Origin of the sequence: Microbacterium invictum (genome assembly GCF_034421375.1) — a bacterium.
GTDB classification, from domain to species: domain Bacteria; phylum Actinomycetota; class Actinomycetes; order Actinomycetales; family Microbacteriaceae; genus Microbacterium; species Microbacterium invictum_A.
In genome coordinates, this window is the sequence record NZ_CP139779.1 from 2,487,968 (window position 1) to 2,511,523 (window position 23,556).

At 70.7% G+C, this 23,556-nt stretch carries 20 protein-coding genes; 10 read left to right on the forward strand and 10 right to left on the reverse strand.

Annotated elements, in window-relative coordinates; genetic code table 11:
• Window positions 1–72 precede the first annotated feature (72 nt).
• Window positions 73–1,566: an aldehyde dehydrogenase family protein gene (locus T9R20_RS12050; RefSeq protein ID WP_322409553.1), complete on the forward strand. Its 1,494-nt coding sequence runs from the start codon at window positions 73–75 to the stop codon at window positions 1,564–1,566.
• 18 nt (window positions 1,567–1,584) lie between these two features.
• On the opposite strand, the gene T9R20_RS12055 is transcribed toward T9R20_RS12050, so the two are convergent.
• Complete coding sequence (locus T9R20_RS12055; protein WP_322409554.1) at window positions 1,585–3,042, reverse strand: GuaB1 family IMP dehydrogenase-related protein; 1,458 nt, start codon at window positions 3,040–3,042, stop codon at window positions 1,585–1,587.
• Between the two features lie 177 nt (window positions 3,043–3,219).
• Between T9R20_RS12055 and T9R20_RS12060 the strand changes: the two genes are divergently transcribed.
• On the forward strand, window positions 3,220–6,990 hold the full coding sequence (locus T9R20_RS12060; RefSeq protein ID WP_322409555.1) for a multifunctional oxoglutarate decarboxylase/oxoglutarate dehydrogenase thiamine pyrophosphate-binding subunit/dihydrolipoyllysine-residue succinyltransferase subunit: 3,771 nt from the start codon (window positions 3,220–3,222) through the stop codon (window positions 6,988–6,990).
• A 70-nt stretch (window positions 6,991–7,060) separates the two neighbouring features.
• Here T9R20_RS12060 and T9R20_RS12065 read toward each other — a convergent pair whose 3' ends face one another.
• Together T9R20_RS12065 and T9R20_RS12070 are read right to left on the reverse strand one after the other, a co-directional pair.
• A complete protein-coding gene (locus tag T9R20_RS12065; RefSeq protein ID WP_322409556.1) occupies window positions 7,061–7,303 on the reverse strand; it encodes a zf-HC2 domain-containing protein in 243 nt (80 codons plus the stop codon).
• Window positions 7,300–7,968 carry a sigma-70 family RNA polymerase sigma factor gene (locus T9R20_RS12070; protein WP_322409557.1) on the reverse strand — a complete coding sequence of 223 codons (669 nt, stop codon included), beginning with the start codon at window positions 7,966–7,968 and terminating at the stop codon, window positions 7,300–7,302. The genes T9R20_RS12065 and T9R20_RS12070 overlap by 4 nt, the downstream gene beginning before the upstream one ends.
• A 37-nt stretch (window positions 7,969–8,005) precedes the next feature.
• Between T9R20_RS12070 and aroA the strand changes: the two genes are divergently transcribed.
• Genes aroA through bcp form a run of 3 tightly spaced genes read left to right on the forward strand, consistent with a single transcriptional unit; the run spans window position 8,006 to window position 10,918 of the window.
• Complete coding sequence (gene aroA / locus T9R20_RS12075; RefSeq protein ID WP_322409558.1) at window positions 8,006–9,358, forward strand: 3-phosphoshikimate 1-carboxyvinyltransferase; 1,353 nt, start codon at window positions 8,006–8,008, stop codon at window positions 9,356–9,358.
• Window positions 9,359–9,365: 7 nt separating this feature from the next.
• Window positions 9,366–10,451 carry a ribosome small subunit-dependent GTPase A gene (gene rsgA, locus T9R20_RS12080; RefSeq protein ID WP_322409559.1) on the forward strand — a complete coding sequence of 362 codons (1,086 nt, stop codon included), beginning with the start codon at window positions 9,366–9,368 and terminating at the stop codon, window positions 10,449–10,451.
• A complete protein-coding gene (bcp, locus tag T9R20_RS12085) occupies window positions 10,448–10,918 on the forward strand; it encodes a thioredoxin-dependent thiol peroxidase (RefSeq protein ID WP_322409560.1) in 471 nt (156 codons plus the stop codon). The genes rsgA and bcp overlap by 4 nt, the downstream gene beginning before the upstream one ends.
• A gap of 12 nt (window positions 10,919–10,930) precedes the next feature.
• Here bcp and T9R20_RS12090 read toward each other — a convergent pair whose 3' ends face one another.
• Entirely contained in the window at window positions 10,931–11,338 is a 408-nt protein-coding gene (locus T9R20_RS12090) for a histidine kinase (RefSeq protein ID WP_322409561.1), read from the reverse strand.
• Between the two features lie 209 nt (window positions 11,339–11,547).
• Between T9R20_RS12090 and T9R20_RS12095 the strand changes: the two genes are divergently transcribed.
• Window positions 11,548–11,796 (forward strand): WhiB family transcriptional regulator, encoded by a 249-nt coding sequence (locus T9R20_RS12095; RefSeq protein WP_124292764.1) that lies wholly within the window; start codon window positions 11,548–11,550, stop codon window positions 11,794–11,796.
• A gap of 178 nt (window positions 11,797–11,974) precedes the next feature.
• Here T9R20_RS12095 and T9R20_RS12100 read toward each other — a convergent pair whose 3' ends face one another.
• The 3 genes from T9R20_RS12100 to T9R20_RS12110 are packed head-to-tail and all read right to left on the reverse strand — an operon-like array spanning window position 11,975 to window position 15,537.
• Window positions 11,975–13,459 (reverse strand): sensor histidine kinase, encoded by a 1,485-nt coding sequence (locus T9R20_RS12100; protein ID WP_322409562.1) that lies wholly within the window; start codon window positions 13,457–13,459, stop codon window positions 11,975–11,977.
• Between the two features lie 42 nt (window positions 13,460–13,501).
• On the reverse strand, window positions 13,502–14,902 hold the full coding sequence (locus T9R20_RS12105; RefSeq protein ID WP_322409563.1) for an AAA family ATPase: 1,401 nt from the start codon (window positions 14,900–14,902) through the stop codon (window positions 13,502–13,504).
• On the reverse strand, window positions 14,899–15,537 hold the full coding sequence (locus T9R20_RS12110) for an SAF domain-containing protein (protein WP_322409564.1): 639 nt from the start codon (window positions 15,535–15,537) through the stop codon (window positions 14,899–14,901). Before T9R20_RS12110 ends, T9R20_RS12105 begins: the two co-directional genes overlap by 4 nt.
• A gap of 115 nt (window positions 15,538–15,652) precedes the next feature.
• On the opposite strand from T9R20_RS12110, the gene T9R20_RS12115 reads away from it, so the two are divergent.
• Window positions 15,653–15,934: a DNA-binding protein gene (locus T9R20_RS12115; protein WP_322409565.1), complete on the forward strand. Its 282-nt coding sequence runs from the start codon at window positions 15,653–15,655 to the stop codon at window positions 15,932–15,934.
• A gap of 14 nt (window positions 15,935–15,948) precedes the next feature.
• On the opposite strand, the gene T9R20_RS12120 is transcribed toward T9R20_RS12115, so the two are convergent.
• The gene (locus T9R20_RS12120) at window positions 15,949–16,554 is read right to left on the reverse strand and encodes a hypothetical protein (protein ID WP_322409566.1); all 606 of its coding nucleotides are present in this window, start codon (window positions 16,552–16,554) and stop codon (window positions 15,949–15,951) included.
• Between the two features lie 129 nt (window positions 16,555–16,683).
• Here T9R20_RS12120 and T9R20_RS12125 point away from each other — a divergent pair, with 129 nt between their 5' ends.
• Window positions 16,684–17,124 (forward strand): Rv3235 family protein, encoded by a 441-nt coding sequence (locus T9R20_RS12125; protein WP_322409567.1) that lies wholly within the window; start codon window positions 16,684–16,686, stop codon window positions 17,122–17,124.
• Window positions 17,125–17,227: 103 nt separating this feature from the next.
• On the opposite strand, the gene T9R20_RS12130 is transcribed toward T9R20_RS12125, so the two are convergent.
• Both T9R20_RS12130 and secA read right to left on the reverse strand, forming a co-directional pair.
• Complete coding sequence (locus T9R20_RS12130) at window positions 17,228–18,454, reverse strand: pyridoxal phosphate-dependent aminotransferase (protein ID WP_322409568.1); 1,227 nt, start codon at window positions 18,452–18,454, stop codon at window positions 17,228–17,230.
• 81 nt (window positions 18,455–18,535) lie between these two features.
• Window positions 18,536–21,355, reverse strand: coding sequence for a preprotein translocase subunit SecA (secA, locus tag T9R20_RS12135; protein ID WP_322409569.1), 2,820 nt, complete (start codon window positions 21,353–21,355; stop codon window positions 18,536–18,538).
• Window positions 21,356–21,497: 142 nt separating this feature from the next.
• On the opposite strand from secA, the gene T9R20_RS12140 reads away from it, so the two are divergent.
• Window positions 21,498–22,076: a PadR family transcriptional regulator gene (locus tag T9R20_RS12140; RefSeq protein ID WP_322409570.1), complete on the forward strand. Its 579-nt coding sequence runs from the start codon at window positions 21,498–21,500 to the stop codon at window positions 22,074–22,076.
• A 100-nt stretch (window positions 22,077–22,176) separates the two neighbouring features.
• Window positions 22,177–23,529, forward strand: coding sequence for a hypothetical protein (locus tag T9R20_RS12145; RefSeq protein WP_322409571.1), 1,353 nt, complete (start codon window positions 22,177–22,179; stop codon window positions 23,527–23,529).
• Window positions 23,530–23,556 lie beyond the last annotated feature (27 nt).

The window sequence follows — 23,556 nt, forward strand, 5'->3', positions numbered from 1 at the left end:
CGTAGTCTTCCCCCGACGCATTCACGCGAATCCATCCGTGGACCCCGTCCACCGACCGACGAAGGAACAACGATGTCGACCGTCACCGATTCCGCCACCTCTACGACCCTGATCGACCCCGACGTCTTCGGGGGTCTCATCCACATCGACGGCGCCTGGGTGCCCGGCGGAGGAGGGCAGATCGCCTCCGTCGAACCCGCGACCGGCGAGACGCTCGCGATGGTCGGGATGGCAGGCCCCGCGGATGTCGCGAAGGCCGCCGAGGGCGCGGCGCGCGCGCAGCGCGAGTGGGCCGCGACCCCGCACCCGGTGCGCGCCGGGGTGCTCCGCAAGGCCGCGCAGCTGTGGGAGCAGCACGCCGAGGAGATCATGGGCTGGAACGTGCGCGAAGTCGGCGCCATCCCGCCGCTCGCCGGGTTCGCCCTCCATGTCACCGCGGCGGAGTGCTACGAGGCCGCGTCGCTCCCCTCGGCGCCCCTCGGATCGATCCTCGCGAGCGAGGAGCCCCGTCTGTCGCTCGCGCAGCAGGTGCCCGTCGGCGTGGTCGGAGTCATCTCGCCGTTCAACGTGCCGCTGATCCTCGGCATCCGCGCCGTCGCCCCCGCCCTCGCGCTCGGCAACGCGGTGCTGCTCAAGCCCGACCCGCGCACCGTCATCACCGGCGGGGTGAGCATGGTGCGCATCTTCGAGGAGGCGGGACTCCCCAAGGGCCTGCTTCAGCTGGTTCCGGGCGGCGCCGACGTCGGGGAGGCGATGATCGCCGACCCCCGCGTGCGGGTCGTCGCCTTCACCGGCTCCACCCGCGCCGGGCGCTCGGTGGGCGAGCTCGCCGGCCGCCACCTCACCCGGGCGCACCTCGAGCTCGGCGGCAACTCGGCCTTCGTCATCCGTCACGACGCCGATGTCGACCAGGCCGTCAACCTCGCCACCTGGGGCGCGTTCCTCCACCAGGGTCAGATCTGCATGACGGTGGGCCGGCACATCGTGCACGAGTCGCTCTTCGATGCGTACGTGGAGAAGCTCGCGGCGAAGGCGGAGTCGATGATCGTCGGCGATCCGGCCGCGGGGCAGGTGCACCTGGGGCCGCTCATCGACGAGGTGCAGCGGGACCGCGTTCACACCCTCGTGCAGGACGCCGTCGCCCAGGGGGCCACGCTCGCCGCGGGTGGGACGTACGAGGACCTCTTCTATCGTCCGACCGTGCTCGCGAACCCTCCGAAGGATGCCGCGGCCTACTGCGACGAGGTCTTCGGCCCGGTCGCCTCGGTGGTGTCGTTCAGGTCCGACGATGAGGCGGTCGCCCTCGCCGCCGACACCGAGTACGGCCTCTCGCTCGGCATCGTCACCGCCGATGCAATGGCGGGATGGGAGATGGCGCAGCGCATCCCCTCCGGGATCGTGCACGTGAACGACCAGACGGTGAACGACGAGGCCAACGCCCCGTTCGGCGGGGTCGGCGCCTCGGGCACCGGATCTCGCCACGGCGGCGCGCAGGCGAACATCGACGCGTTCACCGAGACGCGCTGGATCACGATGCGGCGGGAGCCCGGGCAGTACCCGCTCTGATCTCCCGGTGTGCCGGGATCACCAGCTGACGGGGAGTGCCTTGCCCTCCTCGTACCCGGCCGCGGACTGCAGGCCCACGCGGGCGCGCTCGTGGAACTCCGCGACGCTCCGCGCGCCCGCGTAGGTGAAGGAGGACCGCACTCCCGAGGTGATCATGTCCAGGAGGTCTTCGAGTCCGGGGCGCAGGGGGTCGAGGTAGATCTTCGACGACGAGATCCCCTCGGCGAAGAGCTCCTTCCGGGCCCGCTCGTAGGGATCGAGCCGACCGAAGCGCTCCTGCACGGCCTTCGTCGAGGCCATGCCCCAGGACTCCTTGTACGCCCGACCCGCGTCATCCCGCAGCAGTTCGCCGGGCGCCTCGATGGTGCCGGCGAACCACGAGCCGATCATCACCGAGGCAGCGCCCGCGGAGAGCGCGAGCGCCACATCGCGCGGATACCGCACCCCGCCGTCGGCCCAGACGTGCGCGCCGCGGGCCCGGGCGGCCTCGGCGGTCTCGAGGACCGCCGAGAACTGCGGGCGGCCCACGGCCGTCATCATCCGGGTGGTGCACATCGCGCCGGGACCGACCCCGACCTTCAGGATCGTCGCTCCCGCGTCGACGAGGTCGCCTACCCCGTCGGCGGTGACGATGTTCCCCGCGACGATCGGCACGCCGAGGCCCTCGGCCGAGACGGCACGCAGCGCTCGGAGCATGCCGTCCTGGTGTCCGTGCGCCGTGTCGACGACGAGGACGTCGACGCCGGCGGCCACGAACGCCCGGGCCTTCGCTGCCACGTCCCCGTTGATGCCGACGGCCGCGGCGACCGCGAGGCGACCCGAGGCGTCGACGGCGGGGCGGTAGAGGGTGGTGCGCAGTGCGCTCCGACGCGAGAGGGTGCCGACGACGAAGCCGTGGTGCAGCACGCACACCGTCTCGGCGTCGGCGCCGACGATGAGATCGAACGCGTGACGGGCATCGTCGACGTCGTCGGCGTCGATCGACGCGGCATGTCCGCGGGCGAGGTCGCCCAGACGCGCGTCGGGGAGAGCCGAACCGAGACGTCGCGCGGGAACCACCCCGAGGACGTCGTCGATGTGGACGCGCTCGGCCGGGGCGTCACTGACGACGATGCCGTGGCCTTCGGTCGCGGGGAGCAGCCGCGCGGCGTCGGCGACGGTCGCGGCCGCGGGGAGCACGAGCGGCGTGTCCCACGGCACCGGCTGGGCCTTGACCCAGCGGATGGCCGCGTCGAGCTCCTGGAGCGGCAGGTCCTGGGGCAGGACGCCCAGCCCGCCGCGCCGCGCGAGGGTCGCCGCCAGGCGCGCCCCGGTGACCGAGTTCATGTTCGCCGACACCAACGGCAGGGTCGCCGGTGTGCCGTCGGCGGGGGCGAGGTCGACGTCGAGACGGCTCGTGATCGCCGAGCGGCGCGGGACCAGGAACACGTCCGAGTAGGTGAGGTCGACCTGCGGTCTCGCGCCGTAGAACTCCATTGCACCGATCCTAGAGACCTTTCCCGAGCGGTAAAGAGCGCGATTCTTGCCGCATCGGACCCGGAGAGGACCGGAAACCTCGGACACAGACTGGGTTAGTCTTAACAACCGTGCGTGCGGGCCGTACCGAGACCTGTACGACGGACGAATTTCGGCGATGAAAGCAGGCGATCGAGCGTGTCGAGCCAGGTGACCGGCGTCGGGGTGTCGAGCGAGGGGGAGTTCGGGGCCAACGAATGGCTGGTCGACGAACTCTACGAGCAGTACAAGGTCGACAAGAACTCCGTGGACAAGGAGTGGTGGCCGATCCTCGAGGCCTATCACCCCGTCGAGGTGGACGGCGAGAGCGCGGACCGCGTCGGGGAGGCGGTCGCTGACACCGCGCCCGCGCCGGAGGCGCCGGCCGCGAAGGACGCGACGCCCGCGGCATCCCCCGAACCCGCCGCTCCCACTCCCGCGAGCGAGGCGCATCCGATCACCGCGCCAGTGCCCGTGATCGGCGCGCAGCCGGTCGCGCGGACGACGGCGAAGCCCGCCGCGCCGCAGCCGATTCCGGCGCAGGCCCCCAAGGTCACCCCTTCCGCGGCGAAGGAGCAGACCGACGAGGACACGGTCACCGTCCTCAAGGGCATGACGAAGACCCTCGCCGCCAACATGGACCAGTCGCTGACGGTGCCGACCGCGACGAGCGTGCGCACCGTGCCGGCGAAGCTGATGATCGACAACCGCATCGTCATCAACAACCACATGGCGCGCACCCGCGGCGGCAAGATCAGCTTCACCCACCTCATCGGCTGGGCGATGATCCAGGCGCTGAAGGAGTTCCCCAGCCAGAACGTCTTCTACGCCGAGGTGGACGGCAAGCCCTCGGTGGTCGCCCCTGCGCACATCAACCTCGGCATCGCCATCGACCTCCCCAAGCCCGACGGCACCCGGTCGCTCCTCGTCCCGAGCATCAAGCGCGCCGAGAGCCTCACCTTCAGCGAGTACCTCGCCTCGTACGAGGACCTCGTGACACGGGCCCGCGGAAACAAGCTCACCGCGGCCGATTTCCAGGGCACCACGATCTCGCTGACCAACCCCGGTGGCATCGGCACCGTCCACTCGGTGCCGCGCCTGATGAAGGGGCAGGGCTGCATCGTCGGCGCGGGTGCGCTGGATTATCCGGCGGAGTTCCAGGGCGCGAGCGAGAAGACGCTCAACGAGATGGCGATCGGCAAGACGATCACCCTCACCAGCACCTACGACCACCGCGTCATCCAGGGCGCCGGATCGGGCGAGTTCCTGAAGATCATCCACGAGCTGCTCATCGGCAAGCGCGGGTTCTACGACGACATCTTCGCCGCCCTGCGCATCCCCTACGCGCCGATCCACTGGGCCAGCGACATCAACGTCGACGTCGCCGAGCGGGTCGACAAGACCGCCCGCGTGCAGGAGCTCATCAACTCCTTCCGCGTGCGCGGCCACCTCATGGCCGACATCGATCCGCTCGAGTACGTCCAGCGCACGCACCCCGACCTGGAGATCGAGCAGCACGGACTGACCTTCTGGGATCTGGACCGCGAGTTCGTCACCGGCGGCTTCGGCGGCAAGCGCCTGATGAAGCTCCGCGAGATCCTCGGCGTGCTGCGCGACTCGTACTGCCGCACGATCGGCCTGGAGTACATGCACATCCAGGACCCGGCGCAGCGGCTGTGGTTCCAGCAGAACGTCGAGGTCAAGTACACCAAGCCCGGCCACGACGAGCAGCTGCGCATCCTGTCGAAGCTGAATCAGGCCGAGGCGTTCGAGACGTTCCTGCAGACCAAGTACGTCGGTCAGAAGCGCTTCAGCCTTGAGGGCGGCGAGTCCCTGATCCCGCTGCTGGACGAGGTGCTGCAGGGCGCGGCCCAGGCGGGCCTCGACGGCGCCGCGATCGGCATGGCCCACCGCGGCCGGCTGAACGTCTTGACCAACATCGGCGGCAAGACCTACGGGCAGGTCTTCCGCGAGTTCGAGGGATCCGTCGCCGTGGGCGCCAAGCGCGGCTCGGGCGACGTGAAGTACCACCTCGGCACCGAGGGCACCTTCGTCGCCGACGACGGCAGCGAGCTGCCGGTGTACCTCGCCGCCAACCCCTCGCACCTCGAGACCGTCGACGGCGTGCTCGAGGGGATCGTGCGCGCCCGCCAGGACCGCAAGCCCGTCGGGTCGTTCTCGTGGCTGCCGGTCCTCATCCACGGTGACGCGGCCTTCGCCGGCCAGGGCGTCGTGGTCGAGACGCTGCAGATGTCGCAGCTGCGCGGCTACCGGACCGGTGGCACCGTGCACATCGTGGTCAACAACCAGGTGGGCTTCACCACGATGCCCACCGACGCACGGTCGTCGGTCTACGCCACCGACGTCGCCAAGACGATCCAGGCCCCGATCTTCCACGTCAACGGCGACGACCCCGAGGCCGTCGTCCGGGTGGCCCAGATCGCCTTCGCCTACCGCGAGAAGTTCCACCGTGACGTGGTGATCGACCTCGTCTGCTATCGCCGACGCGGCCACAACGAGGGTGACGACCCGTCGATGACGCAGCCGCTGATGACCAACCTCATCGAAGCCAAGCGCTCGGTGCGGCGGCTCTACACCGAAGCCCTGGTCGGCCGTGGCGACATCACCGAGGAGGAGTACGAGCAGGCCAAGCGCGACTTCCAGAGCCGCCTCGAGATCGCCTTCGCCGAGACGCACGAGGCAGAGACCGGGTCGTCGCCGATCGTGGGCCCGGACGCCGAGGACGCCGGGGCCACGCCCGCCGGCGAACTCGACACCACCGGGGTGTCGCGCGACATGGTCCACCTCATCGGCGACGCGTTCGTCAACAAGCCCGAGGGGTTCTCGGTGCACGCCAAGATCCAGCAGCTGCTGGACAAGCGCCTGGACATGAGCCGCAACGGCAACATCGACTGGGGCTTCGGCGAGCTCCTCGCCTTCGGGTCGCTACTGGTCGAGGGCACCTCGGTGCGCCTGGCCGGTCAGGACTCGCGGCGCGGCACGTTCGTCCAGCGCCACTCGGTGCTGCACGACCGCCAGAACGGCCAGGAATGGATCCCGCTGGCGAACCTCGCCGACAACCAGGGTCGCTTCTGGGTCTACGACTCGCTGCTCAGTGAGTACGCCGCAATGGCCTTCGAGTACGGCTACTCCGTCGAGCGCTCCGACGCGCTCGTGCTCTGGGAGGCCCAGTTCGGCGACTTCGCCAACGGCGCCCAGTCGGTGATCGACGAGTTCATCTCGTCGGCCGAGCAGAAGTGGGGCCAGCAGTCCAGCGTCACGCTCCTCCTCCCCCACGGGTACGAGGGTCAGGGGCCGGACCACTCCTCGGCCCGGATCGAGCGGTACCTGCAGATGTGCGCGCAGGACAACATGATCGTCGCTCGACCGTCGACCCCGGCATCGTACTTCCACCTGCTGCGTCGCCAGGCCTACGCACGTCCGCGCCGGCCGCTGATCGTCTTCACACCGAAGGCGATGCTGCGTCTGCGCGGAGCGACCAGCAAGGTCGAGGACTTCCTCACCGGCCGGTTCGAGCCCGTGCTCGACGACGATCGCGGCATCGATGCCTCGAAGGTGGAGCGGGTGCTGCTGCACTCGGGCAAGCTCCACTGGGACCTCCGCGCCGAGCTCGACAAGAAGCCCGACCCGCGGATCGCCCTCGTGCGCCTGGAGCAGTTCTACCCGTCCCCGGTCGAGGCGCTGCACCGTGTGCTGGCGAACTACCCCGGCGCCGACCTCGTGTGGGTGCAGGACGAGCCCGAGAACCAGGGCGCGTGGCCGTTCATCGCCCTCGAGCTGAGCAAGCACCTCGACGGTCGCGACATCGAGCTGATCTCGCGCCCGGCGATGGCATCGACGGCGACCGGGTCGCCGAAGGTGCACGCCGCCGAGCAGGCGGAGATCATGCGGGCGGCGCTGACCCTCTGACGCACCTGGCGTGACCCCGTCAGCGATGGACGGGGTCGGTCAGAGGTGGAGGAGTCCGGTCAGCAGGCGGTCAGTGAGTCGCCTGCACGGCACGCAGCCGCGACAGGATCTGATCGCGCAGCTCTTCGGGCGCCGTCTCCTTGCACGCCCGGGCGACGACCTCGGTGAGCGTGCGGGCGACGAGCGCCTCGTCGCGGCATCCGGGGCAGTTGTCCAGGTGCTCGGTGATGTCTTTGTGCTCGGTCTTGCACACCTCGTTGCGGAGGTACTCCTCGAGATCGCGCCGTGCCTTGTCGCAGCCGCAGTCCGTCATTTCTTTGCTCCCGTGGCGGCGGTGTCGATGCCGCGCTCTTTCGCGTAGTCGGCCAGCAGGTCACGCAGCATCCGCCTGCCTCGGTGCAGACGACTCATGACCGTGCCGATGGGGGTCTTCATGATGTCGGCGATCTCCTGATAGGCGAAGCCCTCGACATCTGCGAGGTACACCGCCAGCCGGAAGTCCTCCGGGATCGCCTGCAGGGCGTCCTTCACCACCGACGCCGGCATGTGATCGATCGCCTCGGCCTCGGCCGAGCGCGTGCTGATCGCCGTCGTCGATTCGGCGCCGCCGAGCTGCCAGTCCTCCAGCTCGTCGATCGCCCCCTGGAAGGGCTCGCGCTGCTTCTTCCGGTAGGTGTTGATGTAGGTGTTGGTGAGGATCCGGTAGAGCCACGCCTTGAGATTGGTGCCCTGGGTGAAGCTCTTCCACGAGGCGAACGCCTTCACGAACGTCTCCTGGACGAGGTCGGCGGCATCGGCGGGATTGCGCGTCATCCGCATCGCCGCCGCGTACAGCTGATCCATGAACGGCAGCGCCTGCTGCTCGAACTGCGTACGCGTGTCCTCGGCGGAGGCTGGCTGGTCAGACATCACGCGCCAGTCTACGGCGGCGATCTCCTCGACAGTCTGAGCGTCAGACCGTTCGAGCGTGGCGATCATCCCGGCTCCTCTCGGTGGTTCGTTAGGGTAGAACCCGATGACACCGCCCGGGTATTCCCCCGACTCCGACGTCCGCGCGTGGGCTGCCCCGACGGCGCAGGCGCCGTTGCGCGCGGTCGTCACCGTGCCGGGGTCGAAGTCGCTGACCAACCGCGAGCTCGTCCTGGCCGCCCTCGCCGACGGCCCGAGCCGCCTGAGCGCGCCGCTGCACAGCGACGACTCGGCCCGGATGATCGAGGCCCTCCGAGCGCTCGGCGTGTCGGTCGAGGCCGAACCCGGCGACGGTGACTTCGGCGACGACGTGCTCATCACCCCGACCTGGCCGCTGCACGGCGGCGGGGCGGTGGACTGCGGTCAGGCCGGCACCGTGATGCGGTTCATCAGCCCCGTCGCCGGATTCGCCGACAACGACGTCGAGGTCACCGCCCATGAGACGGCGCTGCACCGTCCCATGGGCGCCATGATCCGCGCGCTCCGCGACGTCGGCGTCGACATCGACGACGCCGGCCACTGGTCGCTCCCCTTCCTCGTGCGCGGGCGCGGGCACGTGCGCGGCGGCGAGGTGACGATGGATGCCAGCGCATCGAGCCAGTTCGTCTCGGGCCTCCTCCTCGCCGCTCCGCGCTTCGACGTGGGGCTGCACCTCATCCACTCCGGCGGGCGGCTTCCGAGCATCCCGCACATCGACATGACCATCGAGGCCCTCGCGCGGCGCGGCGTCCACGTCGAGCGGCCCGCGCCGGGCGAATGGGTCGTTCCCGCGGGGCCGATCCGGGCGAAGGATGTCGCGATCGAGCCCGATCTCTCCAATGCCGCCCCGTTCCTGGCCGCGGCCATGATCGCGGGGGGATCGGTGTCGGTGACCGGCTGGCCGCTGCACTCCACGCAGCCGGGCGCCATGCTCAGCGACATCCTGTCCCTCATGGGTGCGCGCGTGGTCCGCCGAGGCGGCGCGCTGACGGTCACCGCCGGTGAGACCATCGCGGGCGTCGACCTCGATCTGTCCGCGGCAGGCGAGCTCACCCCGACGCTGTTCGCCCTCGCGGCGTTCGCCGATGCACCGACGACGCTGTACGGCATCGGACATATCCGCGGACACGAGACCGACCGCATCGCCGCCCTTGTGGACAACCTCCGCGGCCTCGGCGGCGAGGCCCACGAACTCGCCGACGGCATCCGCATCGTCCCGCAGCCCCTGCGGGGCGGGCTCTGGCGTGCTCACCACGACCACCGTCTCGCTACGACCGGCGCCCTTATCGGCCTGCGGGTGGCGGGGGTGGCGGTCGACGACATCGGCACCACCGCGAAGACCATGCCGCAGTTCCCCGACCTCTGGCAGGGGATGCTCTCGGGCGCCTCGAGCGCGCCGGGGGCAGCCGTGCAGGGATGACCGCGCCATGAGCTGGCTGGACGACGCCGACGACGACCTCGACTTCGACGAGGCGGACGTGCGCGTCCGCCCGAATCCGAAGGCGAATCGCCCGCGGACCAAGCGCCGCCCGGCTCATGCCGACGCGCAGATCGGCCGGGTCCTCGGGGTCGACCGCGGCCGTTATGCGGTGCTCGTCGACGAGGACGCCGACGACGAGCACGAGATCATCGCGATGCGCGCCAGGGAGCTGCGCAAGACGCCGATCGTCACGGGCGACCGCGCGCGGCTCGTGGGCGACACCTCCGGAGGCGAGGGGACCCTCGCCCGCATCGTCGGCATCGAGGAGCGCTCGTCGCTCCTGCGCCGCAGCGCCGACGACACCGACCAGGTCGAGCGCGTCATCGTGGCAAACGCCGACCAGATGCTCGTCGTCGTCGCCGCCGCGGATCCCGAGCCGCGTGAGCGCCTCGTCGACCGCTACCTCGTCGCGGCCCTCGACGCCGGCATCCGACCGCTCCTGGTCGTGACGAAGACCGACCTGGCCGACCCCGCCGAGTTCCTCAGCCACTTCGAAGGTCTCGACCTCGAGGTGTTCACCAGCGCCCGCGGCGAGATGCCGGTCGAGCGCATCGGCGCCTCGCTCGCGGGACACGCCACGGTCTTCGTCGGGCACTCCGGCGTCGGCAAGTCCACCCTGGTGAACGCCCTCGTCCCCGAGGCGCACCGGGCGACCGGACACGTCAACGAGGTCACCGGACGGGGCCGCCACACCTCCAGCTCCACGGTGTCGCTCCGCTACCGGGGAACAGAGGGATCGGGCTGGGTGATCGACACCCCCGGCGTCCGCTCCTTCGGTCTCGGTCATGTCGACCCTTCCAACATCCTCCGCGCCTTCACCGAGCTGGCCGAGGTGGCCGAGGAGTGCCCGCGCGGGTGCACGCACCTCCCCGATGCGCCCGACTGCGCGCTCGTCGAGGCGGCCGCCGAGGGACGGCTGGGCCCGACCGGCTCCGCGCGGCTGGACTCGCTGCAGCGGCTTCTCTCGACCTTCGCCGACCGCTCCGACCGGGCGGTGACGCGGCATCCCGCGCGCCCTAGGCTGGAGTCATGACGCGTCTGGAACCCGGAGACCTCGCCCCCGATTTCACCCTCGACGATCAGGACTCCTCCCCGGTCTCGCTCGCCGACTTCCGCGGCAGCGGCGTGGTGCTGTTCTTCTACCCTGCCGCGATGACGCCCGGATGCACGACCGAGGCCTGCGACTTCCGCGACTCTCTCGCCCCGCTTCAGGCAGCGGGGTATCAGGTGCTGGGTATCTCGCGCGACGACGCCGCGACCCTGCGGACCTTCCGCGAGCGCGACGGCCTGACCTATCCGCTCCTCAGCGACCCCGACCACGCCGTGCACGACGCTTACGGCGCGTGGGGCGAGAAGACCAACTACGGCAAGACGGTGCAGGGCGTCATCCGCTCGACCTTCGTGGTCGACCCGGAGGGCCGCATCGCCCACGCGCTCTACAACGTCAAGGCCACCGGCCACGTCGCCCGGGTGCGGAGCATCCTGGGCCTGGCCGCCTGAGCCGAGCCCGGGTCAGACCGGCGACTCGGCGTCGTCGCCGGCCTCCCCGCGCGGCGCCGACGTGCGTGTCGCCCAGATGAGTGTGGCGAGCACCACCACCGCCGGCAGTGCCAGCAGCAGCGCCGAGATCGGCTGCGCGTAGGCCCCCGTCGCCGCACCGAGGGCGACGGCGAGGATCAGCAGCTGGGTGACGATCCCGCCCGATCGCCCCCACGAGACGCGACGCCACGTGGCACCGGCGAACACCAGGACGATCGCGGCGCCGACGAGGGTGAGCACCAGGAGGGCGAGCGCGGTCGCGAGGATGCCGGTGTCACCGCCGATGAGGGCGGCGATCTGCCACGCGACGAGGATCAGCAGTCCGAGGCCCTCGAGGGCGAGCAGGAATCCGGCGATCCGGTGGGCGATGATGTCGCGCATGAATTCTCTCGTTCCGGGGGGCGGAAGGAAACCTGGCCGAAACCACGACGTCGACTCTTGATTCCCTTCATGTGCTATGCGAGCATTGATTAAGCCGTGTGCTCCCACAGCGACGTGGGGCGAGCATCCGCTCGCACTCCCACAGGGTATCGGCCCCGGTTCCGGGACATACCATTTCCCCCACCCATTCTGCATCAAGGAGCACCACCATGGATTGGCGCGACAAGGCCGCCTGCCTCACCGTCGACCCCGAGCTGTTCTTCCCCGTCGGGAACACCGGGCCCGCTGTCGACCAGATCGAGAAGGCCAAGTCCGTCTGCGCCCGCTGCACGGTCACCGAGACCTGTCTGCAGTACGCCCTCGAGAGCGGTCAGGACTCCGGCGTGTGGGGCGGACTGTCCGAGGACGAGCGCCGAGCCCTCAAGCGTCGCGCCGCGCGCGCCCGTCGCGCAAGCTGACGTCTTTCGCGCCGTCTGACGCACTTCCCTCCGCGGTTCACCGCGGTCTCCCCGGTTCAGAACCGCGGGTCTCAGGCGCGCCGCACCGCCCGACCGGGCAGCTGACCGGCGCGTCGCGCCGCATCCCCGCCATTCTGCACGCTGCGACCCCGGCACCGGGTCGCAGCGGAGGGGCGCCTCAGCCCTGCATCCGCTCGATGTAGCGCAGGGGGATCTCGATCGTGACCTCGGTGCCGCTACCGACCAGCGTGTGCCAGTCGATGGTTCCCCCGAGCTCCCCCTGGATGAGGGTGCGCACGATCTGCGTGCCGAGCCCCCGGCCGACCAGGCCCTCGGGCAGACCCACGCCCGTATCGCGCACCCGCACCTCGAGCCGCTCGTCGGTGCGGTCGGCGAGGATCTCCACGTCACCCTCCTGCCCGGCGAGCCCGTGCTCGACCGCGTTGGTGACGAGCTCGGTGAGCGCCAGTGCCAGCGGGGTCGCGTAGGCGCTCGGTAGGATGCCGAACCGCCCCGTCGAGCGCGTCCGCGCGCGGGTGTTCGGGGCGGCGGCGACCTCGGCGACGAGCTTCAGCACGCGCGCGAAGACGTCGTCGAAGTCCACGCTCTGCGTGAGCCCCTCCGACAGGGTGTCGTGCACGACGGCGATCGCCGACACGCGGCGCATCGCCTGGGTGAGCGCCTCACGGGCCTCGTCGGAGTGCGAGCGCCGCGCCTGGATCCGCAGCAGCGACGCGACGGTCTGCAGATTGTTCTTCACGCGGTGATGGATCTCGCGGATCGTGGCGTCCTTGGTGATGAGCTCCTGCTCCTGGTGGCGCAGCTCGCTGACGTCGCGGCACAGGACGATCGCACCGATGCGGGTGCCGCGGTCGCGCAGCGGAATGGTCCGCAGCGACACGGTCACCCCCTGGGCCTCGATGTCGGCGCGCCACGGCGCACGGCCGGTCACGACGAGCGGCAGCGACTCGTCGAACTCCCGCCGGGTGGTGAGGATGCGGGTGGTGACCTCCACCAGCGACTCCCCCTCCAGCTCGTCGTCGAAGCCCATGCGGTTGAACGCCGACAGCGCGTTGGGGCTCGCGAAGGTGACCACGCCGGCGGGGTCGATGCGGATGAGCCCGTCCGATGCGCGGGGTGCGCCGCGCCGCGGCGCCGTCGGGGTGGACAGGTCGGGGAAGTCGCCCGATGCGATCATGCCGAACAGGTCGTCGGCGCAGTCGTTGAAGGTGATCTGCTGCCGCGACGGCGTGCGGGTCTCGCCGAGATTGGTGTGGCGGGTCAGGACACCGACCGTCTCGGCCGTCTCGCCGGTTCGGCGGAGGATCGGCACGGCGCGGACGCGGGTGGGCGTCTCTTCGAACCAGTCCGGTGAGGCGGAGTCGACGATGCGGCCCGAGACGAAGGCGTCCCTGACCTGGGTCGCCCACTGCGGCCGGACCCGGTCGCTGACGATGTCGCGGTAGAACAGCGTCGCCGCTCCGCTCGGCCGGGTGTGCGCCACGGCGATGAAGGAGTCGTCGGCGGTGGGCACCCAGATGACGATGTCGGCGAAGGCGAGGTCGGCCAGCAGCTGCCCATCACCGGCGAGGCGGTGCAGCCACTCGACATCCTCCGACCGGGAGCGGCCCTGCGCGTACACGAGATCACTGAGCGTCGACACGGCATCCAGCCTAGGTGCGGTGGTGGGGAGGGATGCTGCGGCTCAGCGCGCCTCGGAGGCGGCGACCGCTCCGCGGCGCGGCGCGCGGCGTCCAGACGGCCGCGGGTCGTCGAGCGCGGAACGCTCGACCCGCTCGACCCGCTCGACCCTGGCCGGGCGCGTGCGCCGGGCGCGCTGCGCGCGGCGGGAGGATCCGGGCGCCGGCGGGGCGAGGGTCTCGCCGACGAACCGGCGGATCGCCGCGGCGAACGGCGAGCGCGGCGCGACCTCGGCGATGGGCCGGGCCGAGAGCAGAGCCGCATCCGCCGAGCGGGCGTCGTACGGGACGAACCAGACCTCGCGGATTCCGGCGAAGCGGTCGAGGGTGCGGCGCACCTGCCCCCGGGCGTCGATGCCCAGGGCTCCGGGGCGGAGCCGGTTCGCGAGAACGGCGACGGGGGTCGTCCCGATGGTCGCCCGCAGCTCGGTGTAGCCGCGAAGGAATCGGGCGATCCCGACGGGGTCGGCCGCGGCGACCGCGACGACCTGGTCGGCGACGCCGAGCGCCGCGAGGGTCGCGGCGTTGCGCCGCGGGCCGTCGAGGTCGCTGACGATCTCTTCGTCGCGCTCAAGGGAGGCCGAGACGTCGACGACGGTGAACTCGGCCCACGCGCGGCAGGCCTCCAGCGCAGCGGTGACCCGCGCGTGCGTGAGCTCCGGCCATCGCGACGGACGGTTGATCCCGGCCAGGACCCGCACACCGGTGCGGCCGAGCGGGGCACTGATGCGTTCGAGCTCGGCGGTGGTCAGCTCGCCCCGGCCCGCGTGACGGCAGGCGGCGGCGAAACCCGGCCCTTCGTCGGCGAGTCCCAGGGCGAGGGCGAGTGCGGGAGCATGCGCGTCGGCATCCACGAGGGCGACGCGTCGTCCGCCGCGGGCGAGTTCGAGGGCGAGTTCGACCGCGACGGTGGAGCGCCCGGGCGCTCCTGCCGGCCCCCAGACGGCGATCACGCGCGGCAGCGGAGACTCCTCCCGGGATCCTGGCCCCGCCGCCCCCGACGACGTCGAGGGATCCCCGCCCGCACCGGCTGGCTCGGCCAGGGTGATCGCTTCGGCGATCCGCCATCCCGGGTCGCCGAGCCTGAGCGTCGCCTCCAGCCCGTAGGCCTCGACGAGCGGGCGATCGGTGTCGTGGGCGCAGAGCGCGACGATCCGGACGCCGTACCGGTCGCACAGGGCGACGGCGGCGGCGGTCATGGTGCGCCGATCGGCCTGGAGGACGACCGCCTCGACCTCGCGGAGTGCCGTCGCGGTGACGCGGGCATCGCTGCCGTACGCGGCATCTTCACCGGCGAGCGCCAGCGCGTCCGCGGCGACGACCGAGACCACCTCGATGCGCTCCACGGCGAGCTCGTGAGCCAGGGCCGGTCCCTGCGGGCCATCGACCGCCACGAGGACCTTCATCCCGCACCTCCGACGGCGGGGACGATGGAGAGGGCGGATTCGTCCGACATCGCCTCGAGCACCGCGGCCACATCCGCCCGCGGGATGACGACCTCGAGGGCCGCGGCACCCCCGCCGATCATCGAGTCGTCGCGCGTGACAGATGCGACCGTGGCATCCGCGACGAGGATCCGCGGCACGTCGTAGATGCCCGGTTCGACCAGCGGCGCCGACCAGACCTCGACCACGGATCCCGCCTCCACCGCCGCCGGGACGTCGACGGAACTGCGGAGCACCACGGTCGTGGTGCGCACGGCGTCGGCGGAATCGACGGCGCTCCGGGGGACGAGTTCGTCCGATGCGATGGTCCGCGTGGCGACCATCCCCTCCTCGAGCGACCCCTCCGACGACGAGGGTTCGAGGTAGGACCCCTCGAGCACACCGAGAGCGACCTCTTCGACGCGGACGTCGTCGGACGACACGACCTCGCCCGAGACGATGGTGCGGGCGGCGACGAAGACGGGCACCGTCTGCCGTGCGGCCGACACGACGAACCAGACGCCGGCCACGGAGGCCACGATCAGGAGGATGCCGAGGAGGAAACGCGCATCGGCCCACAGGGCGCGGTGGCGGCGGCCGGTGTCGACAGCGGTCATGAGGCCATGTTCGCTCAGACCGCGGAACACGTCGGCGCGTTATCCACAGCCCGCGTTATCCACAACGCCGCGCGGCCTCGACGGCCGGCGGGCGCCCGCGACGATAATGGGCGTCATGCCCGAATCCCCGTCCGCCGCCGTGCGCATGCTCGCGCCCGCGCAGGTCGCCGAGGCGCTGGGGATCTCGGTGGACGAGGTGATCGCGCTCGTCCACGAGCGTCGCCTCCGCGGCGCCCGGGTGGGATCGCCCGCCCGATGGTGCGTGGAGGAGCAGAGCGTCACCGATTACCTCGACGATCAGGCCGAGGAGGCCCGCAGGATCGCCCTCTGGCATCAGTCGCAGGAGGCGAGCTTCCCGGAGCTGTGGGGCACCGGGTTCGTCCGCAATCCGGACTGACCTCCGGTCTGGCGTCAGAGGACGCCGACCCCGTCCTCGGCGCGCACCCACGCCAGCGCGGCGAAGGGCACCATCCGGTACCCCGTCACCTCGCCCGCGCGCCGGGGCGATCCCGGATCGTGCAGGGCGATGTCGAGGTGGTCGGCTCCGGCTCGGTCGATCGTCCCCGTCATCCCTCGTCCGGATGACAGCTGCACCGCCACCGCGGCGCGGCGGCGCACCAGATCGCGGACGACGAACCCGAACGTCATCCGGCCCGCCAGACCCGAGGGCGCGGCAGCGTCGGCGCGCGCGGTGCGAAGGAGGTCGGGCTGACTCATCCGGACGCCGACGATCGCCGGGAAGGGGACGAGGGTGATGCCCGTCCGACCAGCGGCGTCGCCGAGCGCCACCCAGTCGGCGCCGACGCCGAGGACGTGAGCGGCCAGAGATGACCCGTCGACCAGCTCCCACGAGACGCCGGGGTCGGGCGGCGTCGCCAGGAGCGCCGCCAGGCGCTGGCGCAACTCGAGGCGGGAGAGCCGCAGCCGCTCGGCCTCGGTGTCGAGCGCTGCGCGCTCGGCCTCCCACTCGGAGGCGAGCTGGTCTTCGAGGTCGTCGAAGAAGCGGTCCCATCGCACCTGGCGAGAGTAGAGCAGAACGTGAGGAGTCGATGAGAACTTATCCCCAGGGGCGTTCGGGGCTCTTTCTGGGAGTTGTCCGTGTGTTCTACTTTTCGGCAACCGATGTCCTGACGAGATTGGCGAGAGATGGCACCGACGCCGCCGGCACCGGCCCGTGCACCCAAACCCCCTTCGGGCGCGCGAGAGCTTTCGGAGTACTTCGCGCCGCAGCGCACCTCGACCGAGGCGCTCCCCGACCCGCAGGTCTTCATCGAAAACCTCACGCGCGGCGTCCTGGAGGTGTTCGCCGGCGTGCGCGAGGTCGAACAGCTCGCTCGCTGGCTGACGGAGGACGCCTACCGCAAGCTCCTCACCCGCGCGAACCTCGCCGCCCGGGCGCGCAGCGCCCGCGGGGTGCCGGCCAAGCGCCCGGTGCACCAGATCCTCACCATCCGTCACTCCTCCCCCGCCGACGGCATCGTCGAGGGCGTCGTCGTGGTCGCCGGACCGGCACGCACCAGGGCGGTGGCCGTGCGTCTCGAGGGTATGGACGGTCGGTGGCGCACGACGTCGCTGGCGCTGCTCTGACGCGCTGCGGCCCCCGTTGTCGAGCGAGCGCAGCGAGCCGAAACGCCCGGCACCTCGTTTCGTCTCGTCGCTGCGCTCAACGACCGAGTGGCCCCGGTCGCGCCTACTGGCGGTAGGACGACAGGAAGTTGCCGAGACGCTCGATCGCCTCGCTGAGCACCCGCGCCTCCGGCAGCGTGACGATGCGCACATGGTCGGGGGTCGGCCAGTTGAAGCCCGTCCCCTGCACCAGCAGGACGTGCTCGGCGACGAGGAAGTCGTAGACGAGCTTGGCGTCGTCACGGATCTCGTACACCTCGGGATCGAACCGCGGGAAGGCGTACAGCGCACCCGCGGGCCGCACGCAGGTCACTCCGGGAATGGCCTCGAGCCCCTCCCAGGCCGCGTCGCGCTGCTCGTGCAGACGCCCGGTCGGCGCGATCAGGGCGTCGATCGACTGGACGCCCGACAGGGCCGCCTGCACGGCGTGCTGCGCGGGCACATTGGGGCAGAGGCGTGTCGAGGCGAGCAGCGTGATGCCCTCGAGGAATCCGGCCGCGTGCTCCTTCGGCCCGGTGATCACGAGCCATCCCGAGCGATAACCCGCGACCCGATAGGTCTTGCTCAGACCGTTGAAGGTGAGGCACAGCAGGTCGGGGGCGACGGCGGCCATCGGGATGTGCTCGGCGTCGTCGAAGACGATGCGGTCGTAGATCTCGTCGGCCAGCAGGAGCAGCGAATGCTCGCGGGCGATGTCGGCGATGCCCTCGAGCACCTCGCGGGTGTACACCGCCCCGGTGGGATTATTGGGGTTGATCACCACGATCGCCTTCGTGCGATCGGTGATCTTGGAGCGGATGTCTTCGAGATCGGGCTGCCACCCCGCTGACTCGTCGCAGTGGTAGTGCACCGGCGTCCCGCCGCCCAGACTCGTCATCGCCGTCCACAGCGGGTAGTCCGGCGCGGGGATGAGCACCTCGTCGCCCTCGTCGAGGAGCGATTGCATGGTCATCGTGATCAGCTCGGAGACGCCGTTGCCGAGGTACACGTCGTCGGGGTCGACCGGGGGGAACCCGGGGGTCTGCTCGTAGCGGTACACCACGGCGAGCCGGGCGGACATGATCCCTCGGCTGTCGCTGTAGCCGTGAGCATGGGGTACGGCATCGATCATGTCCCGGACGATCTGGTACGGCGCGTCGAACCCGAACGCCGCGGGGTTGCCGGTGTTCAGCTTCAGGATGTTGTACCCCTCGGCCTCGAGCCGCTGCGCCTCCACGAGGGCCTGCCCGCGGATCTCGTAGAGAACGTCGCGGAGCTTTCGCGATTGGTCGAGCGGGCGAAGGAGCGTCATCGGTTCAGGATAGCGGCGGCGCCCCGCCCGGAACCGACCGGGGAGACCGTCCAATCGCCCGCCCGTGGACCGGGCGGCGACTCAGCGCTTCTTGCCGGCCGCGCGGCGCTCCGCACGGTTCTGGGGCGCGGGCTGCTGACCTCCAGCGGCGTCGCCGCCGGTGCGCTGCCCGAAGGCGCCGCGGGGCGCCTCGGCCTGCGGGGGCTCGGCGACCGCGGTCGCCGCAGCCGCGGCCTGCCGGATCCGGTTGGTCGCCGCCTGCTGCACCTGCCCGCGCTCGTTGCGAACCTCGACCTCCCCGGCGTCGTTGGCCGCGGAGTACTGCAGCCGCTCGCCCTCCAGGGGCACGGCTCCCAGGCCCTTGGCCTCGACCTCGGCGGGCTGATCGCCCTCGCCGGCACGCCGCACCTCGACATCCAGGTTGTAGAGGTAGCCGACCGACTCCTCCTTGATCTGGCCCATCATGGCCTGGAACATCTGATAGCCCTCGCGCTGGTACTCGATGAGCGGGTCGCGCTGAGCCATCGCCCGCAGGCCGATGCCGTCCTTGAGGTAGTCCATCTCGTACAGGTGGTCGCGCCACCGGCGGTCGAGCACCTGCAGCACGACGCGTCGCTCGAGTTCGCGCATCGCCGGTGACCCGAGGGTCTCTTCGCGGTTGCGATAGGCGATCTGGGCGTCGGAGAGCAGTTCGCGCTTGAGGACTTCGGGGGTGATGCGGCCCTTATTGCCGGCCTCGGCGACGACCTCATCGATGGTGACACCCACCGGATAGAGCGTCTTCAGCTCGGTCCACAGGGCGTCGAAGTCCCAGCTCTCGGTGTGGCCCGACGAGGTGTGGTCGTCGATGACGGCGTTGATGGCGTCCTCGATGAAGTGCTGCACCCGGTCGGCGATGTCATCGCCCTGGAGGATGTGACGGCGGTCGGCGTAGATCGCCTCGCGCTGACGGTTGAGCACGTCGTCGTACTTCAGCACGTTCTTGCGGATCTCGGCGTTGCGCGCCTCGACCTGCGACTGGGCGCTCTTGATGGCGCGCGAGACCATGCCCGACTCGATCGCGACGTCGTCGGGGAAGTTCGTCCGCGCCATGATCGCCTCTGCCGCCCCCGACTGGAACAGGCGCATGAGGTCGTCGGTGAGCGAGAGGTAGAACCGGCTCTCGCCCGGGTCGCCCTGACGACCCGACCGACCGCGCAGCTGGTTGTCGATGCGGCGCGACTCGTGACGCTCGGTGCCGAGCACGTAGAGGCCGCCGGTCTCGACGACCTTCGCCGCCTCTTCGCCGACGCGGTCGCGCACGGCCTCGTACACCGCATCCCACTCGGCTTCGTATTCGTCGGGCGTCTCGATCGAGTCCAGGCCCTTGGCCTTCATCTCCTGCACGGCGAGGAACTCCGCGTTCCCGCCCAGCATGATGTCGGTGCCACGGCCGGCCATGTTCGTGGCGACGGTGACGGCGCCCAGGCGCCCGGCGCGGGCGACGATCTCGGCCTCGCGCGCATGGTTCTTGGCGTTGAGCACCTCGTGCTTGACGCCCTTCTTGGCCAGGAGCCGGGAGAGGTATTCGCTCTTCTCGACGCTGACGGTACCTACCAGCACCGGCTGGCCCTTGGCGTGCCGGTCGACGATGTCCTCGACGACCTGGGCGAACTTCGCCTCCTCGTTCTTGTAGACGAGGTCGGACTGGTCCTTGCGGACCATCGGCTTGTTCGTGGGGATGGGGACCACGCCGAGCTTGTAGGTCGACATGAACTCGGCCGCCTCGGTCTCGGCGGTACCGGTCATGCCCGACAGCTTCTCGTAGAGGCGGAAGTAGTTCTGCAGCGTCACCGTGGCGAGGGTCTGGTTCTCAGCCTTGACCGGCACGCCCTCCTTGGCCTCGATGGCCTGGTGGATGCCCTCGTTGTAGCGGCGTCCCACCAGGATGCGACCGGTGTGCTCGTCGACGATCATCACCTCGTCGTTCATGACGACGTAGTCGGTGTCGCGCTTGAACAGGGCCAGCGCCTTGATCGAGTTGTTCAGAAACGAGATGAGCGGGGTGTTCGCCGACTCGTACAGGTTGTCGATGCCGAGGTAGTCCTCGACCTTCTCGATCCCGGGCTCGAGCACGCCGACGGTGCGCTTCTTCTCGTCGATCTCGTAGTCCACGCCCGGCTCGAGGGTCCGCGCGATCTTGGCGAACTCGGTGAACCATCGGTTGGCCTCGCCCGAGGACGGCCCCGAGATGATCAGGGGCGTACGCGCCTCGTCGATGAGGATCGAGTCGACCTCGTCGACGATGGCGAAGAAGTGGCCGCGCTGGACGAGGTCTTCCTTCCGCCAGGCCATGTTGTCGCGCAGGTAGTCGAAGCCGAACTCGTTGTTCGTGCCGTACGTGATGTCGGCGTTGTACTGCTCGCGGCGCACCTGCGGGTTCTGCCCCGAGACGATGGTGCCGGTGGTCATGCCGAGGGCCCGGAAGATGCGGCCCATCAGCTCGGACTGGTAGCTGGCGAGGAAGTCGTTGACGGTGATGACGTGGACGCCCTTGCCGGCGATGGCATTGAGGTACGCGGGGAGGGTCGCCACGAGCGTCTTTCCCTCACCGGTCTTCATCTCGGCGATGTTCCCGAGGTGCAGGGCGGCGCCGCCCATGATCTGCACGTCGTAGTGGCGCTGGCCGAGGGTGCGCTTGGCCGCCTCGCGGACGGCGGCGAAGGCCTCCGGCAGCAACTGGTCGAGCGACTCGCCGGCCTCGTGGCGGGTGCGCAGCTCTGCGGTCTCGCCGCGCAGCTCCTCGTCGGTGAGCTGCGCGTAATCCTCTTCGAGGGCGTTGACCGCCTTCACGATCCGCTGCAGCTGCCGCAGGATCCGGCCCTCGCCGGCGCGGAGCAGTTTCTCGAGAGGATTGGCCACGCAAATCTCCATACTGTCGGGCGAACCTCCCCATGTTATCCACCCGTGACCTTGGCGTGGGCTGGGCGAGCATCGCGGTGACCCCGATGTTGCCGGGCATGCATATACTCGAGCCCGCCCCTGCAGCGAAAGCGAGAGACGGATGTCGGTACCGCACAGCCTGCTCGCCATCCTCGATCAGGGTCCCTGCTACGGCTATCAGCTGCGCGCCGAGCACGCCCGGCGCACGGGCGCGGATCACCCGCTGAACGTCGGTCAGATCTACCGGACACTCGAACGGCTCGAGCGGGACGGCCTGGTTGAGCGAGGAGATCCCGACGCGCAGGGTCACATCTACTGGAGCATCACCCCGGCGGGGTCCGAGGCGGTGGCGGAGTGGTTCGGCTCCCCGTCCCCGCGTGCCCGCGCCGGACGCGAGGATGTCGCAGCCAAGGTCGCCCTGGCCGCGAGCCTTCCCGGCGTCGACGTCGCTGCGGTGGTGTCGCTGCAACGCCGGTCCTCGGCCGCCGAGCTGGCGCGGGTGCGCCGCGAGCGGGACGACGCCGAGCAGGCGGGTGCCCTTTCGCGGTCCCTCGTCCTGGCCGCCCGCCGGGACGCCCTCGAGGCGGAGCTGGGGTGGCTCGATCACGCGGCCGAGGTGCTGGCGCGGCATCCGGATCACGTCCTCACCGTCGCTCTGGCGACCCAGAAGCCCCGGCGAGGGCGGCCTCCGCGTCCCTGAGGCAGGGCCCGGTTACGCCGTGGGCGAAGCGGCCGCTCCCGACGTCGTTCCCCAGCCGTTCTCCAGCGGTCCGCTCGAGCGGGAACCGTAGGATCGGACCATGGCCGGATTCTGGGGCAGTCGCAAGAAGGAACGCGAAGAACTCGCTGCGCAGGACGCCGATCTCGCCCGCCGGGCGCAGACCGCCCTCGTCGCCACCGACGAGCGCATCCGCGTCACCACCGACGAGCTCGCCTTCGCCGAGGCGGAGCTGGGCACAGGCCCCACCGGCGACCTCCGCGAGGCGCTCGAGTCGGTGCGCACCCACATGGGCGAGGCCTTCCACCTCCACCAGCTCAACCACGACGAGATCCCCGACACCCCGGAAGAGCTGCGCACCCGCAACGCACGGATCGTGCAGCTGTGCGAGTGGGCCGAGGAGCTGCTGGATGACCGCACCGAGGCGCTCGCCGAGCCGATCGCCCGGGCCCGTCGCGCGCCGGAGATCATCGCCGGGGTGCGGCGCGACGCCGAACGGCTGCGCGGGCGACTGCCGCAGGCCCGCGAGACCGTGACCCGGCTCGGGGCGCGCTACTCGGCGGATGCGCTCCGTCAGATCGAAGCGAACCCCGCCGAGGCCGAGCAGCTCCTCGGGTTCGCCGAGCACAGCGCGGGCATCGCCGAGCGCCGCCGCGAGGCCGGTCAGCGCGAGCAGGCGAATCTTGCGCTCGAGGCGTGCACCGAGGCGGTGCGACGCGCCGAGACGCTCATCGACGCCGTCGAGACGTACGAGGTCGAGGCCCTGCGCGCCGAGTCGACCCTCGCCGCGGTGGTGGAGGACTCCCGCGGCGACCTCATCGCCGCACGCTCGGCGCCCCAGACCGCGGGTGTCGCCGAGGCGATGGGCGAACTGCAGGCGGCGCTGGCCGCCCTTCCCGCCGCAGGCGTCAACACCGACCCGTTCGCGCAGCTGACCCGCCTGCGCACGGCGAACACCGCCCTCGACGAGGCGGTCGCCAAGGCGCGCGAGCGCGCCGCGCGCCCGATCCCCGATATCGCCCACGTGCGGCACTCGATCGACGACGCCGACCGGCAGCTCGCCGTCGCACGGGATGTCATCGCGGGCCACCGCGGGTGGATCGGCGCCGACGCCCGCACCCGCATCGCCGAGGCCGAGCGCATCCGAGTCGACCTCGACCGATACCTCGGCACCTCCGCGTCGGCGGCGATCGACATCGACGAAGATCACCGCGAGCAGGCGATGACGATGTCGCGACGGGTCGCGCACCTGGCGAGCGAAGCGCTCCAGCTCGCCCAGCGAGACATCGACTCCTCACGTCCGCAGAACGGTCCCGACCAGTGGGGCGGCGGCGGATGGGGCGGCGGACGCGGCAACAGCGGTGGGAGCGGCCTGATGGGCGGCATCCTCGGGGGCCTTGTGATCGGCAGCCTCCTCGACGGCTTCATGGACTGATGCCGTCCTGACCGACGACGCAAGGAT

Excerpts from the sequence above, each read along its gene's own strand:
- T9R20_RS12050 (WP_322409553.1), top strand. The coding sequence starts at position 73 with ATGTCGACCGTCACCGATTCCGCCACCTCTACGACCCTGATCGACCCC.
- T9R20_RS12055 (WP_322409554.1), bottom strand. The coding sequence starts at position 3,042 with ATGGAGTTCTACGGCGCGAGACCGCAGGTCGACCTCACCTACTCGGAC.
- T9R20_RS12065 (WP_322409556.1), bottom strand. The coding sequence starts at position 7,303 with ATGACGGACTGCGGCTGCGACAAGGCACGGCGCGATCTCGAGGAGTAC.
- T9R20_RS12070 (WP_322409557.1), bottom strand. The coding sequence starts at position 7,968 with ATGATCGCCACGCTCGAACGGTCTGACGCTCAGACTGTCGAGGAGATC.
- aroA (WP_322409558.1), top strand. The coding sequence starts at position 8,006 with ATGACACCGCCCGGGTATTCCCCCGACTCCGACGTCCGCGCGTGGGCT.
- rsgA (WP_322409559.1), top strand. The coding sequence starts at position 9,366 with ATGAGCTGGCTGGACGACGCCGACGACGACCTCGACTTCGACGAGGCG.
- bcp (WP_322409560.1), top strand. The coding sequence starts at position 10,448 with ATGACGCGTCTGGAACCCGGAGACCTCGCCCCCGATTTCACCCTCGAC.
- T9R20_RS12090 (WP_322409561.1), bottom strand. The coding sequence starts at position 11,338 with ATGCGCGACATCATCGCCCACCGGATCGCCGGATTCCTGCTCGCCCTC.
- T9R20_RS12095 (WP_124292764.1), top strand. The coding sequence starts at position 11,548 with ATGGATTGGCGCGACAAGGCCGCCTGCCTCACCGTCGACCCCGAGCTG.
- T9R20_RS12105 (WP_322409563.1), bottom strand. The coding sequence starts at position 14,902 with ATGAAGGTCCTCGTGGCGGTCGATGGCCCGCAGGGACCGGCCCTGGCT.
- T9R20_RS12110 (WP_322409564.1), bottom strand. The coding sequence starts at position 15,537 with ATGACCGCTGTCGACACCGGCCGCCGCCACCGCGCCCTGTGGGCCGAT.
- T9R20_RS12115 (WP_322409565.1), top strand. The coding sequence starts at position 15,653 with ATGCCCGAATCCCCGTCCGCCGCCGTGCGCATGCTCGCGCCCGCGCAG.
- T9R20_RS12125 (WP_322409567.1), top strand. The coding sequence starts at position 16,684 with ATGGCACCGACGCCGCCGGCACCGGCCCGTGCACCCAAACCCCCTTCG.
- T9R20_RS12130 (WP_322409568.1), bottom strand. The coding sequence starts at position 18,454 with ATGACGCTCCTTCGCCCGCTCGACCAATCGCGAAAGCTCCGCGACGTT.
- T9R20_RS12140 (WP_322409570.1), top strand. The coding sequence starts at position 21,498 with ATGTCGGTACCGCACAGCCTGCTCGCCATCCTCGATCAGGGTCCCTGC.
- T9R20_RS12145 (WP_322409571.1), top strand. The coding sequence starts at position 22,177 with ATGGCCGGATTCTGGGGCAGTCGCAAGAAGGAACGCGAAGAACTCGCT.